Source organism: Emticicia sp. BO119, assembly GCF_013912375.1.
GTDB lineage: Bacteria > Bacteroidota > Bacteroidia > Cytophagales > Spirosomataceae > Emticicia.
Genome location: NZ_JACETV010000007.1, coordinates 30,104 through 56,515, shown reverse-complemented (window position 1 = coordinate 56,515; position 26,412 = coordinate 30,104). Strand labels below are relative to the sequence as shown.

The window sequence follows — 26,412 nt, the reverse complement described above, 5'->3', positions numbered from 1 at the left end:
TTATTTAAAGAAAATCAAAATATTTTACTGAATTTTGAGTTATAATGGCAATTATGTCGGGTAATATTTGTAAGCACCCCTCGGCCATGTTTACTGTGTTTATAAAAATTTAATAAAGTTTCATTTCCTATAAAAGCTATTATTGATATAAAATTAAGGAAATGATTAAAACACCAATTAATACCCATGTCTTTCCTCGACCGTTTAAAAAACTGGTTTCGTTCTGAAATACCGGCAGACATACCTAACTATGAAGCATCTGCTGTAACCGCCGAACCTCAGAATGAGGTAAGCAATCAGATTACTTCTCTTGCAGAAGTACCCGTCTCAACTACAGAGACTCCTTTAACTCCTTTCTGGTTAGAAAATGAAGATGCCCTGAGAGACGAGGGAGTAATTTTTGGTTTATCTGACTCGAAATCGGAAGAGAAAACTGGAGCTATACGAAATTATTTTTCACATAAAACAGCCGATTTAGAAAAATCAGTTGAATATCTATCTGAGAAAATCGGAGAGTTAAATCTTTTCATCGGTCAAAAAGAGACACGTATTAATGAACTGAAAGATAAAGCTCAAACACTTGAAAATCGTGAAGTGGTCAATCATTATTTGCCGCGTACAATCGTAGGTCTTTTATTGTCATTAGCCATGTGTGTCGGTAATTATTATTTGATAGATGAGTCAATTCAACCTAATTTCCCGCAGAATCACTTTTTTATTGCTTTGGGTGTTTTGTTGGCAGGCATGTTTAACCTGTTTAATCCGAAATCATTATTTCATGAAAAAGATGCTCCTGTTTCATGGAGAAATGCCTTAGAAGAAATAGGTATGCCATTAGCGGCCTCTGTTTTTGTCTTTGTGCAAGCATTAGAACATCAATCAACTGTACGTGCCTTAGCCTTATTGTTATTTAGTTTCTTCCTTTTCTTATTTGCAGGAAAATTGTTGTTGAGCAACCTGACAGTAACCAAAAATGATATGAGTTTATGGTTGGGTAACAGAAAGTTGAAAAGCGATAAAATAAGCAAGGCCGGAGAATGGGATGTAGAATTAAACAGACTAACGAATGAAATTGACGATTTAAGAATTCAGAAATGGAAAATAGTTGATGAGCTAAAAGCACCAGAGGCCGAATTGAAACGTCTGAATGAAAAACGCGATATGATGATAAAACTATTTGAGAGCGAATTTAATCTGGCCAGAAGCTATCGTGAAAAACTGACCAGCAAACAAATTAAAAAGATTTTAGAATAGTTATTCAACACATGATAGCTAAATTAGCATAATTAAGCATGGAAAAAGAAAACGAAAATTATTATAACGGAGATTTTCAGCACGGGTACATTACCGGTGTTGAGAATGTAGATAAGGCAACTTATGAAAGTTTCCTTTCCAGTCATGTCAGCTTCGAGTGGTTACAAGACCGCATTGCTGAAAAACGTAATGAAATAGCTGAAATTGACGAGACCATCAAACATGGTAAAGAAAATCAAAAAGCGGCTTACGATAAATTACAGGAGCACACCCTGGCTGTTAATACACAAACCCAGCACATAGGGTACATTCAGAAAGAAATTGATACCAATACTGAAAGAATCAATTTTCTTGATGATAAACGCAAGAAATCAGAATCACCCTACTCGCTGTTTGCAGGTATTCTTTACTTGTTTGCTGGCGTTGCTTTCGTAGCCGGTGATTTAATTATCTCACACGAAATTGTGGCTTATGCTCTCAATATCCGCAATACGTTTGAAGCATGGGCATTCGCCATCGGTCTGGCCATGTTGTCTATCCTGTTGAAACCAGCTTACGAACGTTTGGTAGAACAGCCGTATCTGACTAACTACAATGAAAAGACTAAAAAAGTCTATGGAATTTTTCAGGGCTTTTTATTGGTATTCTCTATCGGCACTATGCTTGTATTGGGTTGGTTCAGATATGAAGCCTATAAGACAGATAAACTGAAAGAGGGTATCAACAAGCAGATAAAGGCTATGCAGGTAAACAGCACGCCTTTAGACCCAACCTCGGCACAACCTTCTGATAATCAGGCATTGATTCAGAAAATGGATGAACAACTGAAAGCTTACGACAAACTGAATATTGATTTAGTGAATAGCCCTTGGGCATTAATGTCATTTGTTTTGAGTGGTATTTTATTTGCCATTGCTGGGGCCATCTGTTTAGGTATTGCATTGCCCGTGATGCAGTCATACTGGTACAGATGGTTGCAATCAGGCCCTGCTATCAGACGCTTACGCAAGAAAAACATTAAACTCACCAATGAATTGAAAGTGGCTGAAAAAGCACTTTCAGAGCAAGTAGCTCAAAAGAATATTCTGGAAAATGATTTAGCGAATTTGCCGAACATAGCTGAACTAAAAGAAGAAAAGAAAGCCATTTCATCAGAAATTTTAGGTATGCTTGAACACGCCCGATTAGCTGACCAGGATCGTCGTATTAACTCATTCAACGATGGTGTGGCAAAAGGTGGTACAAACCGGGGAGAAATGACTGATGAAGAGTATGAAGAATTCCGTACTGCATCTATCCGCCAGATGCGTAATGCACAGGATTCTAATTCAGACAAAACGCCGAAAGTGTACCGCAATAACGGACTTCGTCCGCATCAGCAACTTCGTAAGGTGATTACTGAGCAATTTAATAACCAGAATCCTAACTAAAAGGTAGTGGTTTTAATCAATATAAAAGTAGAAACATGGCTGACGTGTTTCTACTTTTTTTATTATAACCCGATATTTTATTTATTTTTGTCGCCAGAACATATCCTTTTACAAATACATGGACTCAACAGAAATAAAGAAAATTCCTTTAAGTGATTTACACGAAAAAATCGGTGGAAAAATGGTACCATTTGCAGGCTTTCTGATGCCTGTCCGTTATTCATCTGATATAGAAGAGCATAATTGTGTGCGCAATAGCGTAGGTGTTTTTGATGTATCTCACATGGGCGAGTTTATGTTGACCGGAGACAAAGCCCTTGACCTTATTCAACGCGTATCAGCAAATGATGCTTCTGTGTTGTTTGATGGTAAAATACAATATAGTTACTTACCTAATAAACAAGGCGGTGCAGTAGATGATTTGTTAGTATATCGCATGAACGAAAACTGGTATTATCTGGTGGTAAATGCCTCTAATATAGAAAAGGATTGGGACTGGATTCAGAGCCACAATACTGATGGTGTGAAAATGACCAATGTATCGGATACTACTTGCTTATTTGCCGTTCAAGGGCCAAAGGCTTTGCCAACCCTCCAGAAGCTGACTGATATGGATTTGGCTTCGATGGATTATTATACTTTTCAATCAGGTAAAGTAGCCGGAATTGAGCCTGTTATTGTATCAGCAACCGGATATACCGGCGCAGGTGGTTTTGAAGTATATGTAAGCAATGATAGAGCCGAAGAGTTGTGGAATGCCATATTTGAAGCAGGGGCAGAGTTTGATATTAAACCCATCGGTTTAGGAGCAAGAGACACCCTACGTCTTGAAATGGGCTATTGCTTATATGGTAACGATATTACTGATACTACTTCACCATTGGAAGCAGGATTGGGTTGGGTTACCAAATTCAATAAAAACTTTATTAACTCAGCTAATTTGCAGGCACAGAAAGCCGCAGGCTTAAAGCGGAAGTTAGTAGGTTTGGAAATGATTGACAGAGGTATTCCCCGCTCACATTATGAAATCTGTGATGCCGAAGGGAATAGATTAGGTGAAATTACTTCCGGTACTATGTCGCCAACCTTGCAGAAAGGGATTGCGATGGGGTATGTACCGACAGAATTTTCAAAAGCCGGAACTGAGGTATTTATTAAAGTAAGAGATAAGTTGTTGAAGGCTGTAGTTACGAAGATGCCTTTTGTGAAGCCGGGGGTGTAATGAGACTATTTTAGAGGGAGGATTCTAACTCTGATTTTATTGGAATCAAAAGTTATCAGGCTTCCCTCTTTCAAATAATTTTCATATTGATTTAGGCAGTTAATAACTGTTTCTCCAATAGTGTCTGGAAGTAAATATTGACTTTTCAGTTGGAATACACTTGGAGAATTTGCATTCGTAGCAGCTAAGATGGCACCAAAATCTAAATCATTTGTAAATAAATATAATCATTTGCCGAAGGATAATCGAAGATAACTTTGTCAGGGTCGTTTGGTCTGCCAACATTCATCCAATGAATGGCTTCTATACCGTTTTCCTGAAAAAAATGGCTCCAACTCGGAGACAAGTTCATATCAATTAATATTTTCATGAAAATACGGCGGGAATATCAATTTCTTCGGCACGCCATGCTGCATACGACAAAGCCTGACGTAAATCTTCCATTTCTAAGTAAGGATAAGCCTTTAAGATTTCATCATTAGAATGTCCTGAAGCTATTAAGCCTACAATCGTTCCTACTGTAACCCGCATTCCACGAATACAAGGTTTACCTCCCATAATATTTTGGTCGAACGTAATACGATTAAGGTTCATAAAATAATTCTGTTTGTTTCCTTATACAAATATAACTTTTTAGGGATAGAAATCATAAAAATGGGACGGCAATCACTTGCAATCCCATTTTTAAATTCGATACTTTAATCTTATCAACTCACAGGCCCGCCATTCCAAACGGCTTTGTGTGGTTGTAAAAGCGCCAGACTTCCGTCGCGGTCTTCTGCCATGAGAATCATTCCGTTTGATTCTACACCCATCATTTTCCTTGGAGCAAGGTTAGCTAAGAAAGTTACCTGTTTACCTATCATTTCTTCCGGTGTGAAGTATTTGGCGATACCACTCAGAATCGTTCTCTTTTGGATGCCATCATCAATCAGAAACTTCAACAACTTATCACTTTTTGCCACTTTTTCTGCTTCTAAAATAGTACCTACACGAATATCCAGTTTCGCAAAATCATCGTATTGAATGGTTGCTTTCAGTTCAGGAACTGATTTATTTTCATCCTCTTTTTTCTTATTCTCCAATTCGTTCATCTTCTTGGTATCTAACAATTTCTGCACTTGTTTTTCAACTACACTATCTTCAATTTTGGTGAATAGCAATTGTGCCGGGTTTAATTTATGACCTGCCGCCAATAAATCTACTCTACCTGCTGAATCCCATTGTTGTGGGTCAAGGTTCAGCATTTCAAAAATTTTAGCAGCAGTAAAAGGTAAGAACGGCTCACTTACAATGGCTAAACTTGCACTTATCTGCAAGGCAATGTTCATAATGCTACCTACTCTTTCAGGGTCTTTCTCTTTCCAGGGTTCGGTTTCTGCCAGATACTTATTTCCTAAGCGCGCTAAATCCATAATCAGATTCAATGCCTCACGGAATTTATAATTGCTGATAGCTTCACCTATTGCTTTCGGGAAAGCCATTAGTTCTTCTAAAACCTTCGTATCCACTTCTCTCAACTCACCCTTAGCCGGAACGACTCCATTGAAGTTTTTGTGAGTTAGCACCAGAGCACGATTCACAAAGTTTCCGAAAACGCCTACTAATTCACTATTCACACGAGTTTGGTAATCTTTCCAGGTAAATTCGCTATCTTTGGTTTCAGGGGCATTGGCTGATAATACATAGCGTAGTTCATCCTGCTTTTCAGGGAATTCTTCTAAATATTCGTGTAACCAAACCGCCCAGTTTCTTGAAGTAGAAATTTTATCCCCCTCCAGATTCATAAACTCATTGGCAGGTACATTATCAGCTAAAATATAGCTTCCTTCTGCCATTAACATCGCAGGGAAAATAATACAGTGAAAAACGATATTGTCTTTCCCGATGAAATGAACCAGTTTGGTATCTTTATTTTTCCAGTAATCTTCCCAGTTTTTGCCATTCTGGTCTGCCCATTCTTTGGTGAAAGTAATATAGCCGATAGGGGCATCAAACCATACATAGAGTACTTTACCATCTGTATCTGGCAACGGCACTTTAATGCCCCAGTCAAGGTCGCGGGTCATGGCACGAGGTTTCAAGCCCTCTTTTAACCATGATTGGCATTGACCAAAAACATTCGTTTTCCACTCTTTATGGCTATTGACATATTTTTCGATGTCAGGCTGCATACGGTCAAGTGGCAGATACCAGTTTTTAGTCGGTTTCATCACTGGTTTAGAGCCTGATAGTGTAGAGTGCGGATTCTTTAATTCAGTAGGCGAAAGTGTTGAACCACAACGCTCACACTGGTCACCATACGCATTTGGATTTCCACAAACTGGACACTCTCCGGCTATGTATCTGTCGGCCAGAAACTGTTGTGCTACTTCATCATAATATTGTTCGCTTGTCTCTTCATCAAAATACCCTTTATCATACAAGGTTGTGAAAATATTTTGCGAAAGCTGATGATGTGCCTGATTAGACGTACGTGAGTAAATATCGAACGAGATACCAAAATCATAAAATGATTTTTTGATTTGCTCATAATAAAAATCTACTACCTGTTGTGGCGTTTTGCCTTCTTTCTTGGCTTTAACGGTAATAGGTACGCCGTGCTCGTCAGTACCGCTGATAAAAGCTACATCGGCACCAGTTGAACGAAGATAACGTACATAAATATCAGCAGGAATATAACAACCCGCCAAATGCCCGATATGAATAGGACCATTGGCATAAATCAAGGCTGCTGTAACAGTGTATTTTTGCATAGGTAATGGTATTGTGTGATTTTAGTAATTAATTAACGAGAAAAGCCCTCGTTTTGATTATACTAAATCACGCATTTTAAAAATAAGTTCGCAAAGTTACAGGTTTAAATGATTTTTGAGCACGGAGGGAAATGAAAAATCCCTCTATCCTTTCAAATAGAGGGATTTTAGAGTCATCAATTTTACCTATTTCGCCGCCGTCTCCTCCTTCAAAGCCCTGCGCAATATCTTACCAACATTGGTTTTAGGTAATTCGGTACGGAACTCTATGTGTTTCGGACATTTATAGCCTGTCAGGTTTTCTTTGCAATAGGCTTTTACCTGTTCAGCTGTCAGATTCGAGTCTTTCTTTACTATGAATACTTTTACCGCTTCTGTCGATTTTTCGTCCGGTACACCGATACAAGCCACTTCTAATACGCCCGGACAAGTAGCTACTACCTCTTCAATTTCATTCGGATAGACATTAAAGCCTGATACAAGAATCATATCTTTCTTTCTATCAACAATTTTAAAGTAGCCGTCTGCATCCATTACCCCAATATCTCCGGTTTTAAACCAGTCTCTTCCCTCATCGTCTTTCATCATTACTTTGGCAGTTTCGTCAGGGCGGTTATAGTAACCTGCCATTACTTGTGGGCCATTGGCGCAAATCTCTCCTACTTCACCTACCTCTCCCCAGGTGCCATCATCTTTCAATATTCTAACCTCTGTACTTGGCCACGGTACACCGATTGTACCAATTCTATTTTCACCTACCAATGGATTAGACGTTAATACCGGTGAGGTTTCTGATAATCCATAGCCTTCGGCTGGCAAATTCCCTGTCATTTCTTTCCAACGGTTGGCCACTACGCCTTGCAGAGCCATACCTCCGGCAGACGTAATTACTAACTTACTAAAATCAACCTCTCCGATTTGTGGGTGATTCAACAAGCCATTATATAATGTATTCAAACCTGTGAAAACATGCGGAGGATTCTTCTTCAAATCTTTAATGAATGCTGCTAAATCACGTGGATTCGTGATAAGCAGGTTCATCGTTCCGGTTTTCAAAGAAGTAAGTGCATTAACTGTTAGGGCATAAATATGATAGAGAGGCAGGGCAGCTACCACAACTATTTTATCATCCTTAATCTTGCCTGTCATTACACTTTGCCATACATGGTTAGCTTCTAAATTAGCAATAATGTTACGGTGCGTCAGCATAGCGCCTTTTGATACACCTGTGGTACCTCCGGTATATTGAATAAAGGCTAAATCAGTATTTTTAAGTTTTGGCTGCGTCCAGTTCAGGCTACTTCCTTTGCTAACGGCACTCATAAACGGCATGGCTTGTGGCAGGTTGTATTCCGGCACCATCTTCTTTACAGTCTTCACCACAAAGTTTACAATCTGCTTTTTAGGGAAGCCCAGCATATCACCCAATTGGGTTACAAATACATGCTTGATAGAAGTTTTATCAATCACTTTCTCCAGGTTTGAGGCAAAATTGGCAACTATCACAATAGCTTTTGCGCCCGAATCCTTAAACTGATGTTCCATTTCGCGAGGCGTATATAGGGGATTGGTATTGACGATGATTAATCCTGCTCTTAAAGCACCAAACATAGCTACCGGATATTGCAGGCAGTTTGGCATCTGGATAACCAGACGGTCGCCCTTTTGTAAACCTGTGCTTTGCAGATAAGCAGCAAAATCGCGTGAGTATTTATCCAATTCTCCAAAGGTCATCTCTTTACCCATGCAAGAGTAAGAGGCATTACCGGCATATTTCTTAAAGCCTTCATCCATCAATTCTAACAATGATGGATAGGCATCGGGGTTGATTTCATAAGGTATCCCTTCCGGATAAAATTTTAACCAGGGATACGGTTGTGTTTTAACAGGCATAACAGATTTTAATATTTATTAACGGTGAACAGGTGTTGTATTTTTTAATGTAAAAATAAGACGATTTATTGAGAAGAAAAGAGAAAAAATTAAAAAATATTCGGCTTGCATAATGTTTTCGCGTCTTTAGAATTACTCTTTTTCCTAATAAACAGGTGAATAATCACCGCTAAAAGCCCTATCAATAAAAAAAGATGATAACTAATTAATAATAAATAATTTATATTGGATTTTTTCACAAAAAACTGTACCTTTGCAGTCCTTTTCTCAAAGGATTATTTCAAACTAATTTCGACCTGAAAGCCCGGCAGGTTGATGTACAAACGGGCGCATTACAAATCAATTATGGCACAAGTTGCAGAATTTGACTGGGACAAAGTCTCAAAAAGAGGTATCGGTAGCGGCTACTCCGCTTCTGAAAAAGCAGATCTTGAAAAACTTTATAGCGAAACTCTAACAGAGGTTGCTGAGAAAGATGTAGTAATGGCTACGGTTGTAGGTATCACTGACCGTGAGATATTATTAAACATCGGTTTCAAATCAGATGGTCTTGTTTCGGTTTCTGAGTTCCGTGATTTACCTAACCTTAAAGTAGGTGATCAGGTAGAGGTTTTCATCGAAAAACAAGAAGATGCTATGGGTCAATTGGTTATCTCTCGCAAAAAAGCAAGAGTATTGACCGCTTGGAACAACATCGAAAAATCATTTACAGAAGACGCTATCATCGATGCATTCGTGAAACGTCGTACGAAAGGTGGTCTTATTGTTGACATCTACGGAATCGAGGCATTCTTGCCAGGTTCACAAATTGACGTTAAACCAATCCGTGATTTCGATATCTTCGTTGGTAAGAAAATGGAAGTTAAGGTTGTGAAAATCAACCATACTAACGATAACGTAGTTGTATCTCACAAAATCCTTATCGAAAAAGACCTTGAAACTCAACGTCAGGTTATTCTTAATAACTTGGAGAAAGGTCAGGTATTGGAAGGTGTGGTTAAAAACATTACTAACTTCGGTGTGTTCATCGATCTTGGTGGTGTTGATGGTCTACTTCACATTACTGATATTTCGTGGGGTCGTATCAACCATCCAAACGAATTGCTTAAACTTGATCAACGTATCAAAGTGGTTGTTTTGGACTTCGACGAAGACAAAAAACGTATTTCGTTGGGTATGAAACAGCTTGAGTCTCATCCATGGGATTCATTGGCAGAAGGATTGTCAGTTGGTTCGAAAGTAAAAGGTAAGATTGTAAACATTGCAGATTACGGTGCATTCCTTGAATTGAAACCGGGTGTTGAAGGTCTTATCCACGTTTCTGAAATGTCATGGTCACAACACTTACGTAACCCATCTGATTTCTTGAAAATCGGTGACGAAATCGAAGCAGTTGTATTGACTCTTGATCGTGAAGAGCGTAAAATGTCTTTAGGCATTAAACAATTGACTGAAGATCCTTGGACTAAACAAGATTTATTGAGCAAATATGGCGTAGGTACTACTCATACTGGTACTGTACGTAATATGACCAACTTCGGTATCTTCCTTGAATTAGAAGAAGGTATTGATGGTTTAGTACACGTGTCAGATTTATCTTGGACCAAGAAAATCAAACATCCATCAGATTTCGTGAAAGTTGGTGACTCTCTGGAAGTAGTTGTGCTTGAGCTTGACGTTGAAAACCGTCGTTTAGCCCTTAGCCACAAACACTTAGAAGAAAATCCTTGGGATACTTTCGAGCACATCTTCACAGTAGGTTCTGAGCATGAGTGTACAATTATCTCTAAAAATGACAAACAAGCAACACTTGAATTGCCTTATGGTATTGAAGGATATGCATTGTTGAAACATTTGGCTAAAGCTGACGGAACAGTAGCTGAAGCTGGTGAGAAATTACCATTCCAGGTGCTTGAGTTCCACAAAGAAGAGAAGAAAATCATGCTTTCTCACTCTAAAACCTGGGAAGCTCCTAAGGAGGACGAGAAAAAAGAAGCTAAGAAGAAAGGTGGAAAAGAAGCAACTGCTGCTTCTTCGAATGACGAAAAATCAACACTTGGAGACCTTGATGCCCTTGCTGCATTGAAAGAGCAAATGGTAGAAGGTGAGAAAAAGAAACTTTCTAATAAAAAGAAAGAATCTGAATCAGTATCTGAGTAAGATAAAATATGAGTAACAAAAGAAGGCTTCCCGGTGGGAAGCCTTCTTTTGTTTTTAGGTAACCTGTTTTATTTCGTAGAGACGCTTTACATGCGTCTTCATTGGCTTGTGCAGTCTAAAAATGTTATTTTGAGATAGAAAATAATGGATATTTTATTGTGTTCATAGGCTCTTGAAGACGCATACAATGTGTCTTTATGAAAATGGTCTTTAATATTTATTCATCACTTCACCCCCACAAACCTTTCAAAAAACTCATAAATTCTCAAAATTCTATCAATTCGCTGGCGAACATTACCTGTTCTTGATAGTTCATGCGTTGCACCCGGCATACGAACATATTCCACGTCTTTGCCAAGATACTTCAAGCTTCTGAACATCATTTCAGATTGGATTACACCCGTACGCAAATCGTTTTCGCCATGCTTAATCAGGAATGGAGTTTTGATTTGATTGACGAAAGTATAAGGGGAGTTTGCATCAATTTTGGTTACTTTTTCATCTTCCCATGGCAAGCCGAAGTAGTTGGGTACTAATCGCCAGGCGTTGGCTTCACCCATAAAGGTTGTCAGGTCATATACACCCCGTTGCGCAAAAGCCGCTTTGAAACGATGGTCCTGGGTGATAATCCATGCAGTTAAATACCCTGCGTATGAACCTCCTGTAATTACTTGTTTAGAGGTATCTGCCCATGCTTCTTTGGCTGCGGCACTACAAGCACCCAATGCATCTTCCTGCGGACCTTTACCCCAATCGCGGTAATTTGAGAATTGAAAGTCTTTACCATAACCACCTGAGCCTCTTTGGTTTGGATAGACTACGCCATACCCTTGTGAGCAGAAATACTGAAATTCATGCCACATCGAAAGCTCTCCCGGTCCCCACATAGCCGTTGGACCACCATGGAGGTTCAGCAATAATGGATACTTTTTACCTGCTTCCATGAAGGTAGGTTTCATAATCCAATAATCTACTTTTTCTCCTTTTGAATTAGTATAGACGTGTTTTTCTGGATAGCTTAATTTTCTGCCTTTTAGCCAATCATCATTATGTGCGCTTAGTTTTACGCCATTTTTCATGGTTAAATCAGCCATGTACAATTCTGACGGATTAGCTACCTCTGTTTTGACAAAAACTACTTTATCGTTAGTTAACTCAAATGGAGTACTACCTGATTCGTAATCACTTAAACGCTCAATCTTACGGGTTTTCACATCCATTCTGAAAACAGGAATACCACCATTAGATGAAGCAGATAGATAAAGATATTTATTATCCGAAGTCCATTTCAGGTTACCCGGCACACGGTCAAAATCTACTACCTGACGATTGGTACCATCAGCATTCGCAATTACTAATTGGCCAAATGAAAGTAAGTTTGGTGTGTTCATGGTCATAGCCAATAATTTTCCATCTGGCGAGGGTTCAATGCCTGAAAAGCTTTTTCCATTTTCTGAAACCAGCACTTTTCTATCAGAACCATCCGGCTTCATACTTATCACAATGCTTTCCTGCTCACGATCAGGGTGTTGGTCAGCATCTTTTCCACAAACGGCTAAAACTCTCTTGCCATCAGTTGCCCAGGTGGCTTGTCCATACGACCAGAATCCGGTTGTGAGTGGCGTAGCTTTGGCATTTTCTTTTACGTCTGTAATGAAGATATGCGAGAAACTCAATTCAGGTTCTACTGTAGCTTCGCCCTGAAAATTCAGGCGATTCACTACTCTTGCTTTCTTATCTTCTACATCTTTATCCAGATAAGCTCTTATTTCTTCAATGCTTCCATCAGGATTAGCCTTGATTTTTTTGTCTTTCGTCAAAAACTCATTTTTCGGAAAACCTGGTTTTTCTAATGACCAGATCGGGCCTGCTTTTGAAGGATTCAGGGTAGAATCTTTCAATAATTCATTAAACGAGATTCCGCCACTAAACAAAATTTTTGAACCATCCGGCGAGAATGATGGATTGCCTGCGCCATATTTAGAGTTGGTTAACTGCCAGGCTTCGCCGCCATCTAAAGGCATAATAAAAATCTGGGCTTTCCCTTTTGTGGCTCTTACAAAGGCAATCGTTTTGCCATCAGGCGAGAAAGTTGCCTGAGAGGCACTCTCCATGCCACGCGTTAAGGCTTTGGGTGTGCCACCGGCCTGTAAATCTATCAGATAGAGGTGCGTACGGTAATCGTATTCTAAAGCGTTATCGGCATTTGTTTCAATGGTCTTCAAACCATAAACAGCTTTTTTTCCATCAGGGGAAGTAGCGATGGATACTACCTGTTTGATTTTAGTTAAATCTGTTACTAAGACTTTCTGTGAATTGGTTTGTGCAAAGACTAAGTTTGAAATGAAGAGTAATGTCAAAATTATTCTCATAGTAGTTTGTTTTGAGGTTTGTGTGGTAAAAATACGAAAACGAAAGAAATTAAAAACTGATAGTTTTCAAAGAATTCCTCTTTTATACTATCATTCCAACCTTTTTATAGATTGAGAAGTCAAAAGCATATATATAAAGAAACGAATGAAAGCGACATTTTCTATTCTAAGTATATTTTTTGTCTTATTGGCGTGCCAGAATAAGCAAGATAAAATTCAGCCTATACCTGTTACCATACCAGATGCTACATTTAGGGTAAACATAGATAATTCCAATACTGCCACTTTTACTTTTAATTTGAATAGTAATGAGATTTATACAATAGATTTTGGCGAAGGAAGTACCCATACAGACAAATTACCAGAAGATTATACAAAAATTACCAATTATTATGTAAGGCATCACTATTCACGAAATGGGAATTTTAAAGTAATTCTTACCATAAAAAATGCAAGTTACATTAGTGAGGAACAAAAGAATATTGAAGCCAGTAATATAGCAATTGCTGATTTCAGTTATGAAGTATTAGCAAATGGTCAGGTAAAACTGAAGAATTTATCTGAAAACAAAAATGGTTATTATCAATGGTTCATTGGGACAAATGCTCTTTCAAACGGTAATTATTTTATTCATACCACAGGCAGAGAAGAACCCGTTCTAAATTTCGATTTGAATGGAAAATATAAGATAAAACTTCAAGCCATAAGCGGTAATACGAGTGAAATAACAAAAACTATAGATATTAGAAATGCCACAAAGCAAATGACATTCTCGGGTTATTATAAAGACCAGAAAATCAATATTGCTTTAGATGGGTCTGAATTTTATTATACCTCTTATGTTAGAGATGGAATAATAAATCAGACAATTTATACCGAGGATTCTACTGGTGTAAAATCTATAATATTATGGAAGGATTATTACTTTCCTTTTGACACTTATCTAACAAAAGAGAAAAAGTACACGCTAATCAGAGATTTTATAAAAAATAATGATTCTGATGTTGTTGAATTAGAAGAGGAAACACTGGACCCTGATTTATATAATAATATCGGTGAGATTTACTCCAAAGCACTTTGGATAAGATATAAAGTAAAGAATGAACAATTGGATGGGGAAATGAAAATCAGATTATTAATACGCTAATCCAATTAGAAAGGGCATTATAAATTCATTATTTGCATAAACAAAAAACCGCAAGCACCTTTCAGTACTTGCGGTTTTGTATGTAACACAATCAGATTGATTAGAATCTGAAGTGCGAGAATGCTTTGTTAGCTTCTGCCATACGGTGCGTATCATCTTTTTTCTTCACTGCTGCACCTTCACCTTTTGAAGCCGCAACGATTTCACCTGCCAGACGCTCTGTCATGGTTTTCTCTCCACGTCTACGTGAATAGCTGATCAACCATTTCATTCCTAAAGATTGTTTACGCTCCGAACGTACCTCTGTTGGTACCTGAAAAGTAGCACCACCTACACGACGGCTCTTAACCTCTACTGCTGGTGATACATTGCTCAACGCTTTTTTCCAAAGCTCTAAGCCGTTTTCTTTTGTACGTTTTTCTACCAGGTCTAATGCACCGTAGAAAATGCTGTAAGCAAGACTTTTCTTGCCATCGTACATCAGGTTATTAACGAATTTTGTTACTACTACATCTCTGAATTTAGGATCAGGTAATACGTAACGTTTTTTTGGTTTTGCCTTTCTCATTTTTTTAAATAAGGTTTCGTTTTTTGAAAACTAATTCACCCTGAACCCTCAGGATTACTACCCCGTAACTAAACGAATTTCCGTAGTGACGGTACTAAACATGAACGCGATTATTTTTTCTTGCCGCCTTTTTGTGGAGCTGCAACCTGACCTGGTTTAGGACGTTTCGCACCATATTTTGAACGACTTTGTTTACGGTTGCTTACACCTGAAGTATCAAGGGCACCGCGAACAATGTGGTAACGTACACCTGGAAGGTCTTTTACACGACCACCACGAATCAATACGATTGAGTGCTCTTGTAAGTTGTGGCCTTCACCCGGAATATAGGCATTCACCTCTTTTGTGTTACTTAAGCGAACACGAGCTACTTTACGAAGCGCAGAGTTTGGTTTCTTTGGAGTCGTAGTGTACACACGAGTACACACGCCACGACGTTGCGGGCATGAGTCCAACGCTGGAGACTTCGATTTCCAAGTCATTTGCTCTCTACCGTTTCTTACTAACTGTTGTATAGTAGGCATTTTGTTTTGAAAATTATTTTTCGTTTAGTTACTAAATTCCTAAATAGGGCTGCAAAGGTACGACCTTTTTTTGAGAATAGAAAACAGTTTTCAAATATTTTTGGACAAATAGAGCCTTATTATCAATTATTTATCAGTAAAATGCTCTTTTTAAAGGTATTTGTCAAATCATTTTAATATCTGCCGGCAATCAATGATATTATTTAAAATTATGTAAATTGCGTACTAAATATTCAAACCTGAGAGTATAGTTATTTAAGATTTTAGAAATAAACGTTTCATATATATTCGTACATGTAGAGACAAGGCAATGCCTTGTCTCTACCAAATTCGACATTTTTCAAAACTGTCTATTATAAAATCCTAATAATAATACTCCTATAAAACCTATAAACCTTCTATTTATGGCAAAGTCCATAGTATCAACCTTTCTATTGATTGTATTTATCCATACAACGATAACTCAATCGTTCGCTCAATCCAGAAACACCCCCCTGATAGTTTTTGTCACAGGCGACCACGAGTATAGCGGCGAACATACGCTTCCGCTGATTGCCGCTGAACTGGAAAAAAACTACGGTTTCAGAACTAAGGTACTCAAGGCATATCCAGACCAGAATGCAGAAAAGGATATTCCGGGATTGGAAGCCCTAAAAGATGCCGATTTAGCTGTATTCTATCTGCGTTGGAGACAACTGCCCAAAGAGCAATTAGATTACATTGAAGCCTACCTGAAAACTGGCAAACCTGTGATGGGTTTCCGTACAACTACCCATGCTTTCAATTATCCGAAAGGTAGTGAGTTTGAAAAATGGAATGCTTTCGGCGAATTTGCCCTCAATGCACCTCCTGGCTGGGGTGGCAAAGCGGCGCATACGCATTATGGTCACGAAAGTAGTACAGATGTAAGCATTATTCCTGCAGCAGGCAAACACCCTATTCTGACAGGCGTGGCACCGAGCTTCCATGTTCGCTCGTGGTTGTACAGAGTTTTACCAGATTATCCGACCAAAGGTTCAGAGTGGTTATTAATGGGTAAATCGGTGCATCCAGATAAAGCCGCTATTGAAAATCCGGTTGCCTGGACGGGTACTAATTCTTTTGGAGCTAAGGTGTTTACCACAACTTTAGGTCATCCGGAAGATTTTCAGGTAGAGTCGTTCCAACGTCTGGTAATTAATGCTATTCACTGGGAATTAGGCAAACCTGTTCCTAAAAAATGGAAAGGCAAAATAGATATTAATGTACCCTATAGAGGTATGACTAAGTGATTTTTAAAACCCCACTCTCTAAATCTCTCTCCCCAACAGTGGGGAGAGAGACTTTTAACCCCCTTCCCCACTGTTGGGGAAGGGTCGGGGATGGGGTTGTTTTTTAACACAATCCTAATTATTCTATTCATGAAACTCAATATCAGACTATTAATAATCCTATTTGTGCTGACAGTCTTTGTTATCAGTTCATTTCAGGCTACCCCTCCCCCAACATTAACCGTTCAGAAAGATTCACATATTTCCTTAATAGGCGGAAACTTAGGTTCACGAATGATGAATTACGGACTTTTCGAAACCGAAATGTACGTTCGTTATCCTGATTATAACCTATATATCCGTAATATGTGCGACGGCGGCGATACCCCGGGTTTCAGACCTCATGCCAGCCGTAATTTGCCTTGGGCATTTCCTGGGGCAGAACAATTCCAGACAGAATATGCAAAAAACTCCCATAGTGAAGGTCATTTTGATTCACCCGATCAATGGCTGACCCGCTTAAAAACGGATATTATCATTGGTATGTTTGGTTATAGCGAATCATTTCAGGGCAAGGCAAAATTAGATACCTACAAAGCTGAGTTAGATGCCTTTATCAAATACACGCTTAATCAGAAATACAATGGCAAAAGCGCGCCTCAATTAGTTATTGTTTCGCCGATTGCTTTTGAAGACCTGTCTGGCAAATACGATTTACCGAATGGTATAAAAGAAAACGAAAATCTTTGGCTATATACCAAGGCCATGAAAGAAGTAGCCGACCAGAACAATGTGCTTTTTGTTGATGCTTTTACTCCTTCTAAAAAATGGTATGATACTACATCTGAATTTCTCACCATTGATGGCTCTCAATTAAATGAAGAAGGATATAAAAGGTTTTCAGCTTTATTAACTGATGCAGTATTCGGGAAAGCACCTGCTAAAGCAGAAACCAACAAGGATTTGATTCTGGCGGCTGTAAAAGAGAAAAACTGGATGTGGCATAACGACTATAAAATTCCGAATGGGGTTCATGTATATGGTCGTCGTTATAATCCGTTCGGGCCGGATAATTATCCTGCCGAAATTGAGAAAATCCGTGAAATGACTGATATTCGTGACAAGGCCGTTTGGCTGGCAGCAGCTAAAGGTGAAAAAATGGATGTATCAATAGCAGATAAAAACACAAGGACACTCCCGGAAGTGAAAACCAACTTTAACCCTGAAAAGAATGGTAGTTTAACTTACCTGTATGGAGAAGAGGCATTAAGTAAATTGAAAGTACCCACTGGCTATAAGATTGAACTCTTTGCCTCAGAACAGGAGTTCCCTGATTTGGCAAAACCGATGCAGATGTCGTTTGATAATAAAGGCCGGCTATGGGTAGCGGCAATGCCAAGCTATCCGCATTATAAGCCTGGAGATACAAAGCCAAACGACAAAATACTAATCTTTGAAGATACCAATAACGATGGCAAAGCAGATAAAGAGACCGTTTTTGCAGATGGTTTACACTTGCCTTTAGGTTTCGAAATCACGCATGAAGGCGTTTTCGTTTCTCAGGGTACAAATCTGAAATTATTTACTGATACCAACGGCGACGATAAAGCCGATAAAGTAGAAATTATATTTAGTGGGTACGACGACCACGATACGCACCATAATAGCCATGCCTACACGGTTGACCCCTCTGGTGCTATTTATTCGGGTGAGGGTGTATTCTTACATACCAATATAGAAACTTCTTACGGAACGGTACGCGCTACCAATGGAGGGTTTTATAGATTCAGCCCACAATTGCGCAAATTGGAGCGTACGGCACAATTATCAATACCGAACCCCTGGGGAATTGCCTTTGATGATTGGGGACAACCATTTTTTGCTGAAACGTCAAGCCCTGATGTGCGTTGGATGATGCCGGGTACAGTATTGCCTCGCTATGGAGAAGCCACTCATAAAGGGGTCCAGTTGATAGAAAAAGACCATATGGTTCGTCCGACTTCGGGATTGGAATTTGTTTCAAGTCGTCATTTCCCGGATGAAGTGCAAGGCGATTTATTAATCAATAATACGATTGGTTTCCTGGGTATGAAAATGCACAGCATGGTAGATGATGGCACGGGTTATAAGAGCAAACACGTAGCTGATTTAGTGGTGAGTGAAGACCGTAATTTCCGTCCGGTAGATATGGAGTTTGCACCTGACGGTTCACTTTACCTGATTGACTGGCACAATATTCTGATAGGCCATATGCAACACAATGCCCGTGACCCGCTTCGCGACCATTCTCATGGGCGTATCTATCGTATCACGTATCCGTCAAGACCATTAGTAAAACCTGCTACCATTGCCGGAGCAAGTGTAGAAACACTATTAGACAATCTGAAATTACCTGAATACCGCACGCGTTACCGCACGCGCAGCGAATTAAGAGGCAGAAGTGCTGCAGAGGTATTACCAAAAGTTACTAAATGGGTAGCGTCATTAGACAAAAACGACCCACGTTACGAGCATCATGTATTAGAAGCATTGTGGGTTACCTGGGGATTAGATAAAGTTGACCAGAAGCTATTGAGACAAATGCTGAAAGCCAAAGATTACCATGCAAGAGCTGCGGCGGTCGAAGTTTTACGTTTTACAGGCCATCAGGTGCCAGACCAAGCGGCTTTATTGATGCAGGCAGTGAAGGATGAAAACAGCCGGGTTCGTCTGGATGCGATAGTGGCGTCTTCATGGATAGGTAAAGAAAAAGGCAATCCTATTTTAGCAGAAGCCAAAAAGAAACCTTTAGATGACTGGATGATACATGCCTATGAAACAGCAGTAGCCCATATCAACGATATGCCAGTGAAGAAAGAAAAAGCGGTTGCCGAAAAATCTAATTTAAAAGGAGCAGAACTGGAGTTATTTAATATAGGTAAAACGATTTACGCCAAAGAGGGTTATTGCAATACATGCCATCAGGCAGACGGTAAAGGCTTAACTGCTTCGGGCTTCCCGCCTTTGGCTGGTACTACCTGGGTAAATGGGAATGAGGAACGAGCCATCAAGATTGTACTAAAAGGCCTATTAGGGCCGATAGAAGTAAATGGCAAAAAATATCCGGGCCAGGTACCTATGACACCATTCGAAGGTTTATTGAATGATAAAGAGGTGGCCGCAGTATTAACCTATGTGCGCAACTCTTTCGGTAATAACGCCCCTGCTATTCAGCCTGAAAAGGTGAAAGCAGTAAGAGCAGCTGTAAAGAATCAGAAGGATATTTATAATGCTTCGAAGCTATTGGCAGAGCATCCATTGGAAAAATAATGCTCTAATTATTCAATAATTCCTTCAATTATTGGATTTGATACATTAAAAACCTAAAGATATACATGCGTAGAGACAGGGCAATGCCCTGTCTCTACAAACCGTTTCATACACCAATACCTCGGTGAAATCGACAAGATTTGCCGAGGTATTTTTTTATTCGTAATTTGGTCTGAAAATTAGTCTGAATGCTGCCCTCACTACCTCTAAAAATTGATTTATTTGCGATTATTATCCTGTTAGGCATAGTACAAGGCTTCTTTTTAGCGTTTTTCTTTCTTACTACCAAACAAGGCAATAAAGTAGCGCATCTGTATTTAGGCTTGTTTTTGTTTTCGATGGCTTTTGCTATTACAGAAGTACTAATGGGTTATACCAATTATACGTTCCAGACGCTTTATCTGGTAGATATGGCCGAACCCACCAATTTTGTGCTGGCACCACTCTCTTTTTTGTATATACAGACCTATATCACCGAGCGATTTACCAAAGCACAACTCTTACACTTTATTCCTTTTTTAGCGTATCTCATTTATATGTCAGTTTTGTTTTATCCGTTATCTGACATACATCATTATAATTCTTATCTCTACGCTTTTCACCCTGATATGGCTACTGTGCCTTGTGACTATGCCGAAAGAGAATGGTACTATTTTTTTAAACATCATGTAAATGACCTGATGTTTATACACATGGTTATATATACTATAGCGAGTTTTTATGTGGTTATCAAGGCATTTAAAAAAGAGGGGCTACCATTCAACTCAAGTCAGAGTACAAAATTAAGTTGGGCGCGCAATCAGGTTATCTCCTTGGCTTCTATTGTAATCATTTTTCTGGTTATTAAAAGCACTTTCATTCATGATTTAGGCGATCATATTCTGGCGGGGCATATTACCCTGATTATTTATGCCATTTCTTTCTCGGTTATCAGTCGTTCAAAATTCTTTCATGATGAGCAGGCTAAGGCAGCAAAGAAATACGAGAAATCTTCTCTTACTATCGATATACAAGATAATGTATTAGATAAGTTGACGGAGGTTATGAATAATGAAAAACCTTTTCTGAATGATTCGTTTTCATTGCCCGGGCTGGCAAAAATGCTGGCTGTTTCGCCGCATCATCTCTCCCAGATTCTCAACGAAAAACTGGGGCAGAGTTTTTTTGACTATACCGCTACTTATCGCATCAAAGAAGCACAACAATTATTGGCATCACCAGAGCATTCGCATATCAAAATTGAAGAAATAGCCGAAATGGTCGGTTATAATTCAAAATCAGCCTTTAATACTTCATTTAAGAAGATTGTGGGGCAAACCCCTTCGCAATTCAGGGTACAGAAATAGGTTCGTTTTTATCGGCACGAACGTCTCGCTTATCGGGAGAGGCTTCCTGAGACTATCCAGCCATCTACTTTTGTGTCATCATTTAAACAAGTATGCACAAAATCATGAAACCTGTTACTGCAACATTAGCTCCCGAAACCAAAACAACCAAACGCCAGTATTATATAGACTGGATTCGGGTGTTGGCTTTCTGTATTCTTATCTTTTTTCATAGCGGTATGTTCTTTGTCAGTTGGGGCTGGCACGTAAAAAACAATGTCATTAATCACACGATGGAATACCCGATGGAATGGCTTCACTTGTGGCGTTTACCTTTGCTATTCTTTATTTCTGGTGTGGGCGTGAGTTTTGCCATGAAGTCACGCACGGGGTGGCAATTTGTGAGTGAACGTACCAAGCGTTTATTTTTGCCGCTGGTTTTTGGTATGTTTATCATTGTCCCTCCGCAGATTTATTTTGAGCGTTTGCAAAGCGGGCAGTTCAATGGCTCGTATCTGGATTTTTATCCGAATGTTTTTAATTTTATCCCCTATCCCAAAGGTGATTTCTCGTGGCATCACTTATGGTTTGTGGCATATCTATGGGTCTTCTCTTTGCTGAGCACACCTCTATTTGTATGGCTAAAATCAGGGAACGCTCAAAAAGTAGTAAAAACTGTAAGAAATCTATTCAGCAATATCTGGGGTGTGTGGCTATTAAGTGTAATACCTATGATTCTCTACTGGACACTCAGAGAAAAATGGCCTGTGACCAATAATCTGATTGCTGACTGGTATAATTTTACATTGTCATTGACCATTTTCATCTATGGTTATCTGATAGGAACCAATCAGAAAATCTGGGATATCATGGAGAAATATCGGATTGCATTTATTAGTGTCGGAACATTCATCATTGTATTCAGGATTTCTTTTGATGCTATTTTTGGAAGCATTCCTGATGACATTCCTTTTATGCCCTTTGTAAATGGTGTTCTGACGATGGTCAGCCTCTGGACAACTATTTTAGGTATTTGCGGATTGGCCAAGCATTACCTTAATTTCAAAAACAGGTTTCTAACCTATAGTACCGAGGCAGTTTATCCATTCTATATATTACACCAGACTATTACCGTTGCCATTGGCTTCCATATTGCTGATTGGGATTTGAACCTATGGTTGAAACTATTGATTCTGGTATTGGGTACATTCGGATTTAGTCTGTTTATCTATCATTTTCTGATTCGTCCTTTCAACTTTGCTCGGTTGTTGTTTGGGGTGAAGGGGAAGTAGTTTTTTTATTTTTAACCACGGAGTTTCACTAAGTTTTGCACAGAGAACCCGGAGTTACTATTATTACTCTGTGCAACTCCGTGCAAAACTCTGTATAACTCCATGGTAAATATTCCCAATTTTCTGACAAAAAAGATTGATTAACTGATTTTTACGAGTTAAATTTGTTTATAACAAGTGTTTCGGACAAAGCGCTACTCTTATAAAATATCTCAGTTTTACAGACGTTTTTTATATACATTCAGCAGAAAAGATTCTTTTCTATGATGAACACGACTAAGCAAAAACTCATATTACTTCTGAGTCTCCTTCTTTTTTCAGGCTATGGGGCTATGGCACAAAATGTGCAGGCTATAAAGTATCCTACTCTGGAAAAGATGATCAGACAGTCGAAAGATACTGTATTAATTGTCAATTTCTGGGCTACCTGGTGTAAGCCCTGTGTAGAAGAACTCCCTTATTTTGAGAAAATCAGCAAAAAATATTCGGGCAAAAATGTAAAGGTAGTCCTGATTAATCTGGATGTGGTGAAGGATTTGAATGCCAAAGTAAAACCTTTTGTAGCAAAAAATAATATCAGGTCATCAAAGATTTATTTGCTGGATGAGCCTGATTATAATTCATGGATTGATCTGGTATCGGCCGATTGGTCGGGTTCTTTGCCCTTTACGCTCATCGTTCCCTCAGACAAAAAGGCACGCAAAATATTTGAAGAACCTTTGACGGAAAGTCAATTAGAAAAGGAATTACAGCCTTTTATTAATTAATATCGTCCTTTATTTATCGTTTAACACAATTTTGAATTTTATGAAAAAAACAAGCATTCTTGGCTTAGCAGCAACACTTTTCGTTGTGCTTAGCAGCTTCCTTTTACCGGTAGACGGCTATAAGGTAGGAGACAAAGTGATGATTTTCAACCTGAAAAATGTTGACAACAAAATGGTGGCTTTGGGGCATGATGCCACCGCTAAAGGATATATTGTGGTTATCACCTGCAATACCTGTCCGGTAGCGCAAGCTTATGAGCAACGTATTATTGATTTAAACAAGACTTATGCCCCAAAAGGCTATCCGGTAATAGCTATCAATGCTAATGATGGCACTCGCTCACCTGGCGATAGCTTTAGTGAAATGCAGGAAGTAGCCAAAAGCAGTAAATATCAGTTTCCGTATTTATTAGACGAAACGCAGGAAGTAGCCAAAACCTATGGCGCAAGAAGCACCCCAACGGCTTATGTGGTAAAACGTGAGGGTAATGATTATATTCTGGCTTATCATGGTGCTATTGATAATAATTCAAACGATGCGTCATCTGCCAGTGTACATTATGTAAGTCAGGCGGTTAATGCGCTTCTGGCCAATAAACCTGTAGAAATTACTACGGCAAAAGCCATTGGTTGTGGGATTAAGTGGAAGATGTAATTAAAATTATAAAGTCTGAAAATCTCCTATATTTTATCAGGAAAATATAGGAGATTTTTATTGATATATCTGCCAACACCCCGAATCCGATATAAAGCATAAAGATATTTTATTTACTTGATACTAATCAGAAGCATCTACTTTTTTGCGCTACTTATCTATGATTAGCCGATTCCTGGCCTATTCTTATGCAGATAATATAAAAATTCTCTATTTTTAGGCGTTAATTTTATACGCATAATAGATTAGACCGTAATCATTCTAAACTAAACACTTCATAAAACATGAAAAAAGTCGTAGCACTTTTACTACTCAGTAATGCTTGTGTATTTGCCCAGAAAAAAGATTTTGATGTAAAAGATTTAAAGGCAGGGCGTCCTCCACAAAATTTCACGCAAACCCTGCCCCTTGTGCAGTGGGCAGATGGTGATAAATTATCGGTGGTACAAAGAAATGGTGGAAATAAAAACTTCGTTTTAGATCTCTCTAACGGAAATCTGACTGAGGGAACAGCTAAAATTTCCTCAAAAATACCTCAACCTAAAATGTCAGTTTCGGTAAGAAACGGCGATATTTTTCTGAAAGACAGTAGCGGAGAAAAGCAATTGACTAATGATAAAGCTGAAGAGAAAAATCCGACTTTCTCGCCTGATAGTAACTTTATTGCCTATACCAAAGACAATAACCTCTATACTTTCAATCTAAAAACCAATAAAGAAATACAGCATACAACCGATGGTACTAAAACTACCCTCAACGGTTATGCAACTTGGGTATATTGGGAAGAAATCTTTGGTCGGCCTACACGTTTCAGAGCTTTCTGGTGGAGTCCTGATAGTAAGAAATTAGCTTTTATGCGTTTTGATGAAAGCAAAATCCAGATGTTTCCACTCTATAATAGTGAAGGACAACATGGTTTTATAGAAGAAACCCGCTACCCGAAAAGCGGAGACCCGAATCCGGAAGCGAAGATAGGTTTTGTATTGCCAGAGGGTGGAAAAGTTACCTGGGCTGATTTCAATGAGAAAGATGAACAATACTTTGGCTGGCCTGAGTGGTTGTTAGATGGTAGCGGATTGATGGTACAATGGATTAATCGCGGAAACGATAACCTGAAATTATATAATGTATCGCCATCGAACGGTAGCAAAAAAGAAGTATATGCTGAAACACAAAAAGCCTGGATTGATATTGATGATGCCGATAATCGGTTGACCTTGCTTGATGGAAATAAGGAAATGATTATTCTGAGTGATAAAAGTGGCTGGAAACAATTGTATTTATATGGCGTAGATGGTAAGCTAATCAATAACATTACCAATGGTAAATTCACGATTAAGTCAGTAGAAGGTATCGATCAGAAGAACAGAGTAATTTATTTCCATGCCAGAGGTCTTGAAAATTCTGCCCGTTATGATTTCTATCGCGTTGGTTTTGATGGAAAAAATATGAAACGTCTGACTTTTGGTAATTTCAACCACCGTCAGATTCAATTATCGCCAGATTTCAAGTATTTCATTACCACTTATTCTAATATCACTACGCCTACACAAATGGCAGTAGTAGATAATACCGGAAAAATCATTAAAGACCTGGGCACAATCAAAGGTGCTGAAATGGATACTTATAATGTGGCCAAATCAGAGCTATTGAGAGTAAAGAGCGATGATGGGTTATTTGATTTGCCCATGACCATCACTTACCCACAGAACATGGTGCCAGGCAAAAAATATCCGGTATTAATCAGTATCTATGGTGGCCCGGATGCCGGAACAGTTTATGACCAATGGTCGTGGACACCCCGCAGCCAATGGTATGCAGAAGAGGGATTGATTCAGGTATCGCTTGACCATCGTGCCAGTGGACACTTTGGGAAAGAGGGCGTAGCTTATATGCACCGCAACCTGGGCTACTGGGAAATGAAAGACTATATTACTTTAGTGAAATCATTGATTGCCAAAGGCATTGCCGACCCGGCTAAAATCTGCATTACGGGCTTTAGTTATGGTGGCTATATGAGTTGTTATGCGCTTACTTATGGGGCAGATGTATTTACACATGGTATGGCAGGCGGAAGCGTAACCGACTGGAGCTTATACGATAGTGCCTATACCGAACGCTTTATGGATACACCTGCCGAAAACCCGGATGGATATAAAAGCAGCAGTGTAATGACCCATGTTGACAAATATAAAGGTATGTTACAGATTGTGCATGGCACGATGGATGATAATGTGCATATGCAGAACAGTATCCAACTAATCAGTAAACTGGAAGATCAGAAAAAGGATTTTGAGTTTATGCTCTATCCGGGTGGACGACATGGCTGGGGAGGTAATAAAGGACAGCATTTTGATAACCTGAAAACCAAATTCATCTACAAATATTTGTTAGAAAAACCAGTTCCTGAAGGTCTTTTAAAATAAGGCAAAATAAAAAATCTTAATGGCCAATAGTACTTTTAAAACACTATTGGCTATTTTTATGT

At 38.9% G+C, this 26,412-nt stretch carries 19 protein-coding genes; 12 read left to right on the top strand and 7 right to left on the bottom strand.

Annotation, left to right across the window (positions count from 1 at the left end):
* The first annotated feature begins 186 nt into the window (after window positions 1-186).
* The 3 genes from H1R81_RS20640 to gcvT all read left to right on the top strand — a co-directional run bounded on the left by H1R81_RS20640 (window position 187) and on the right by gcvT (window position 3,906).
* Window positions 187-1,254: a hypothetical protein gene (locus H1R81_RS20640; RefSeq protein ID WP_181842645.1), complete on the top strand. Its 1,068-nt coding sequence runs from the start codon at window positions 187-189 to the stop codon at window positions 1,252-1,254.
* Between the two features lie 38 nt (window positions 1,255-1,292).
* Window positions 1,293-2,684 carry a hypothetical protein gene (locus H1R81_RS20635; RefSeq protein WP_181842644.1) on the top strand — a complete coding sequence of 464 codons (1,392 nt, stop codon included), beginning with the start codon at window positions 1,293-1,295 and terminating at the stop codon, window positions 2,682-2,684.
* Between the two features lie 118 nt (window positions 2,685-2,802).
* A complete protein-coding gene (gene gcvT / locus H1R81_RS20630) occupies window positions 2,803-3,906 on the top strand; it encodes a glycine cleavage system aminomethyltransferase GcvT (protein WP_181842643.1) in 1,104 nt (367 codons plus the stop codon).
* Between the two features lie 202 nt (window positions 3,907-4,108).
* Here the strand turns inward: gcvT and H1R81_RS27325 are convergent, their stop codons facing one another.
* From H1R81_RS27325 to H1R81_RS20610, 4 genes are all read right to left on the bottom strand, one after another.
* Window positions 4,109-4,276: a DUF5615 family PIN-like protein gene (locus H1R81_RS27325; RefSeq protein ID WP_220275276.1), complete on the bottom strand. Its 168-nt coding sequence runs from the start codon at window positions 4,274-4,276 to the stop codon at window positions 4,109-4,111.
* The gene (locus H1R81_RS20620; protein ID WP_181842642.1) at window positions 4,273-4,500 is read right to left on the bottom strand and encodes a DUF433 domain-containing protein; all 228 of its coding nucleotides are present in this window, start codon (window positions 4,498-4,500) and stop codon (window positions 4,273-4,275) included. The genes H1R81_RS27325 and H1R81_RS20620 overlap by 4 nt, the downstream gene beginning before the upstream one ends.
* Window positions 4,501-4,613: 113 nt before the next feature.
* Entirely contained in the window at window positions 4,614-6,662 is a 2,049-nt protein-coding gene (gene metG, locus H1R81_RS20615; protein WP_181842641.1) for a methionine--tRNA ligase, read from the bottom strand.
* A gap of 186 nt (window positions 6,663-6,848) precedes the next feature.
* The gene (locus H1R81_RS20610) at window positions 6,849-8,555 is read right to left on the bottom strand and encodes an AMP-binding protein (protein ID WP_181842640.1); all 1,707 of its coding nucleotides are present in this window, start codon (window positions 8,553-8,555) and stop codon (window positions 6,849-6,851) included.
* Between the two features lie 345 nt (window positions 8,556-8,900).
* Here H1R81_RS20610 and rpsA point away from each other — a divergent pair, with 345 nt between their 5' ends.
* On the top strand, window positions 8,901-10,715 hold the full coding sequence (gene rpsA, locus H1R81_RS20605; RefSeq protein WP_181842639.1) for a 30S ribosomal protein S1: 1,815 nt from the start codon (window positions 8,901-8,903) through the stop codon (window positions 10,713-10,715).
* A gap of 224 nt (window positions 10,716-10,939) precedes the next feature.
* Here rpsA and H1R81_RS20600 read toward each other — a convergent pair whose 3' ends face one another.
* The gene (locus H1R81_RS20600) at window positions 10,940-13,087 is read right to left on the bottom strand and encodes a S9 family peptidase (protein WP_181842638.1); all 2,148 of its coding nucleotides are present in this window, start codon (window positions 13,085-13,087) and stop codon (window positions 10,940-10,942) included.
* 145 nt (window positions 13,088-13,232) lie between these two features.
* Here H1R81_RS20600 and H1R81_RS20595 point away from each other — a divergent pair, with 145 nt between their 5' ends.
* Window positions 13,233-14,234: a hypothetical protein gene (locus tag H1R81_RS20595; protein WP_181842637.1), complete on the top strand. Its 1,002-nt coding sequence runs from the start codon at window positions 13,233-13,235 to the stop codon at window positions 14,232-14,234.
* 100 nt (window positions 14,235-14,334) lie between these two features.
* On the opposite strand, the gene rpsG is transcribed toward H1R81_RS20595, so the two are convergent.
* Both rpsG and rpsL read right to left on the bottom strand, forming a co-directional pair.
* Window positions 14,335-14,802 (bottom strand): 30S ribosomal protein S7, encoded by a 468-nt coding sequence (gene rpsG / locus H1R81_RS20590; protein ID WP_181842636.1) that lies wholly within the window; start codon window positions 14,800-14,802, stop codon window positions 14,335-14,337.
* 110 nt (window positions 14,803-14,912) lie between these two features.
* A complete protein-coding gene (gene rpsL, locus H1R81_RS20585; protein WP_181842635.1) occupies window positions 14,913-15,326 on the bottom strand; it encodes a 30S ribosomal protein S12 in 414 nt (137 codons plus the stop codon).
* Window positions 15,327-15,730: 404 nt separating this feature from the next.
* On the opposite strand from rpsL, the gene H1R81_RS20580 reads away from it, so the two are divergent.
* The 7 genes from H1R81_RS20580 to H1R81_RS20550 all read left to right on the top strand — a co-directional run bounded on the left by H1R81_RS20580 (window position 15,731) and on the right by H1R81_RS20550 (window position 26,350).
* Window positions 15,731-16,597, top strand: coding sequence for a ThuA domain-containing protein (locus H1R81_RS20580; protein ID WP_181842634.1), 867 nt, complete (start codon window positions 15,731-15,733; stop codon window positions 16,595-16,597).
* Window positions 16,598-16,726: 129 nt separating this feature from the next.
* Window positions 16,727-19,885 carry a PVC-type heme-binding CxxCH protein gene (locus H1R81_RS20575; protein ID WP_181842633.1) on the top strand — a complete coding sequence of 1,053 codons (3,159 nt, stop codon included), beginning with the start codon at window positions 16,727-16,729 and terminating at the stop codon, window positions 19,883-19,885.
* 188 nt (window positions 19,886-20,073) lie between these two features.
* A complete protein-coding gene (locus tag H1R81_RS20570; protein WP_181842632.1) occupies window positions 20,074-21,231 on the top strand; it encodes a helix-turn-helix transcriptional regulator in 1,158 nt (385 codons plus the stop codon).
* Window positions 21,232-21,335: 104 nt separating this feature from the next.
* The gene (locus H1R81_RS20565) at window positions 21,336-22,502 is read left to right on the top strand and encodes an acyltransferase family protein (RefSeq protein ID WP_181842631.1); all 1,167 of its coding nucleotides are present in this window, start codon (window positions 21,336-21,338) and stop codon (window positions 22,500-22,502) included.
* A 263-nt stretch (window positions 22,503-22,765) separates the two neighbouring features.
* On the top strand, window positions 22,766-23,269 hold the full coding sequence (locus H1R81_RS20560) for a TlpA disulfide reductase family protein (protein WP_181842630.1): 504 nt from the start codon (window positions 22,766-22,768) through the stop codon (window positions 23,267-23,269).
* Between the two features lie 40 nt (window positions 23,270-23,309).
* Window positions 23,310-23,924: a thioredoxin family protein gene (locus tag H1R81_RS20555; protein ID WP_181842629.1), complete on the top strand. Its 615-nt coding sequence runs from the start codon at window positions 23,310-23,312 to the stop codon at window positions 23,922-23,924.
* Between the two features lie 284 nt (window positions 23,925-24,208).
* Window positions 24,209-26,350 carry a DPP IV N-terminal domain-containing protein gene (locus H1R81_RS20550; protein WP_181842628.1) on the top strand — a complete coding sequence of 714 codons (2,142 nt, stop codon included), beginning with the start codon at window positions 24,209-24,211 and terminating at the stop codon, window positions 26,348-26,350.
* Window positions 26,351-26,412: the final 62 nt, after the last annotated feature.

Bases quoted from the DNA above. Each gene is read 5' to 3' on its own strand.
- H1R81_RS20640 (WP_181842645.1), top strand. From the start codon at position 187: ATGTCTTTCCTCGACCGTTTAAAAAACTGGTTTCGTTCTGAAATACCG.
- H1R81_RS20635 (WP_181842644.1), top strand. From the start codon at position 1,293: ATGGAAAAAGAAAACGAAAATTATTATAACGGAGATTTTCAGCACGGG.
- gcvT (WP_181842643.1), top strand. From the start codon at position 2,803: ATGGACTCAACAGAAATAAAGAAAATTCCTTTAAGTGATTTACACGAA.
- H1R81_RS27325 (WP_220275276.1), bottom strand. From the start codon at position 4,276: ATGAAAATATTAATTGATATGAACTTGTCTCCGAGTTGGAGCCATTTT.
- H1R81_RS20620 (WP_181842642.1), bottom strand. From the start codon at position 4,500: ATGAACCTTAATCGTATTACGTTCGACCAAAATATTATGGGAGGTAAA.
- metG (WP_181842641.1), bottom strand. From the start codon at position 6,662: ATGCAAAAATACACTGTTACAGCAGCCTTGATTTATGCCAATGGTCCT.
- H1R81_RS20610 (WP_181842640.1), bottom strand. From the start codon at position 8,555: ATGCCTGTTAAAACACAACCGTATCCCTGGTTAAAATTTTATCCGGAA.
- rpsA (WP_181842639.1), top strand. From the start codon at position 8,901: ATGGCACAAGTTGCAGAATTTGACTGGGACAAAGTCTCAAAAAGAGGT.
- H1R81_RS20600 (WP_181842638.1), bottom strand. From the start codon at position 13,087: ATGAGAATAATTTTGACATTACTCTTCATTTCAAACTTAGTCTTTGCA.
- H1R81_RS20595 (WP_181842637.1), top strand. From the start codon at position 13,233: ATGAAAGCGACATTTTCTATTCTAAGTATATTTTTTGTCTTATTGGCG.
- rpsG (WP_181842636.1), bottom strand. From the start codon at position 14,802: ATGAGAAAGGCAAAACCAAAAAAACGTTACGTATTACCTGATCCTAAA.
- rpsL (WP_181842635.1), bottom strand. From the start codon at position 15,326: ATGCCTACTATACAACAGTTAGTAAGAAACGGTAGAGAGCAAATGACT.
- H1R81_RS20580 (WP_181842634.1), top strand. From the start codon at position 15,731: ATGGCAAAGTCCATAGTATCAACCTTTCTATTGATTGTATTTATCCAT.
- H1R81_RS20575 (WP_181842633.1), top strand. From the start codon at position 16,727: ATGAAACTCAATATCAGACTATTAATAATCCTATTTGTGCTGACAGTC.
- H1R81_RS20570 (WP_181842632.1), top strand. From the start codon at position 20,074: ATGCTGCCCTCACTACCTCTAAAAATTGATTTATTTGCGATTATTATC.
- H1R81_RS20565 (WP_181842631.1), top strand. From the start codon at position 21,336: ATGAAACCTGTTACTGCAACATTAGCTCCCGAAACCAAAACAACCAAA.
- H1R81_RS20560 (WP_181842630.1), top strand. From the start codon at position 22,766: ATGATGAACACGACTAAGCAAAAACTCATATTACTTCTGAGTCTCCTT.
- H1R81_RS20555 (WP_181842629.1), top strand. From the start codon at position 23,310: ATGAAAAAAACAAGCATTCTTGGCTTAGCAGCAACACTTTTCGTTGTG.
- H1R81_RS20550 (WP_181842628.1), top strand. From the start codon at position 24,209: ATGAAAAAAGTCGTAGCACTTTTACTACTCAGTAATGCTTGTGTATTT.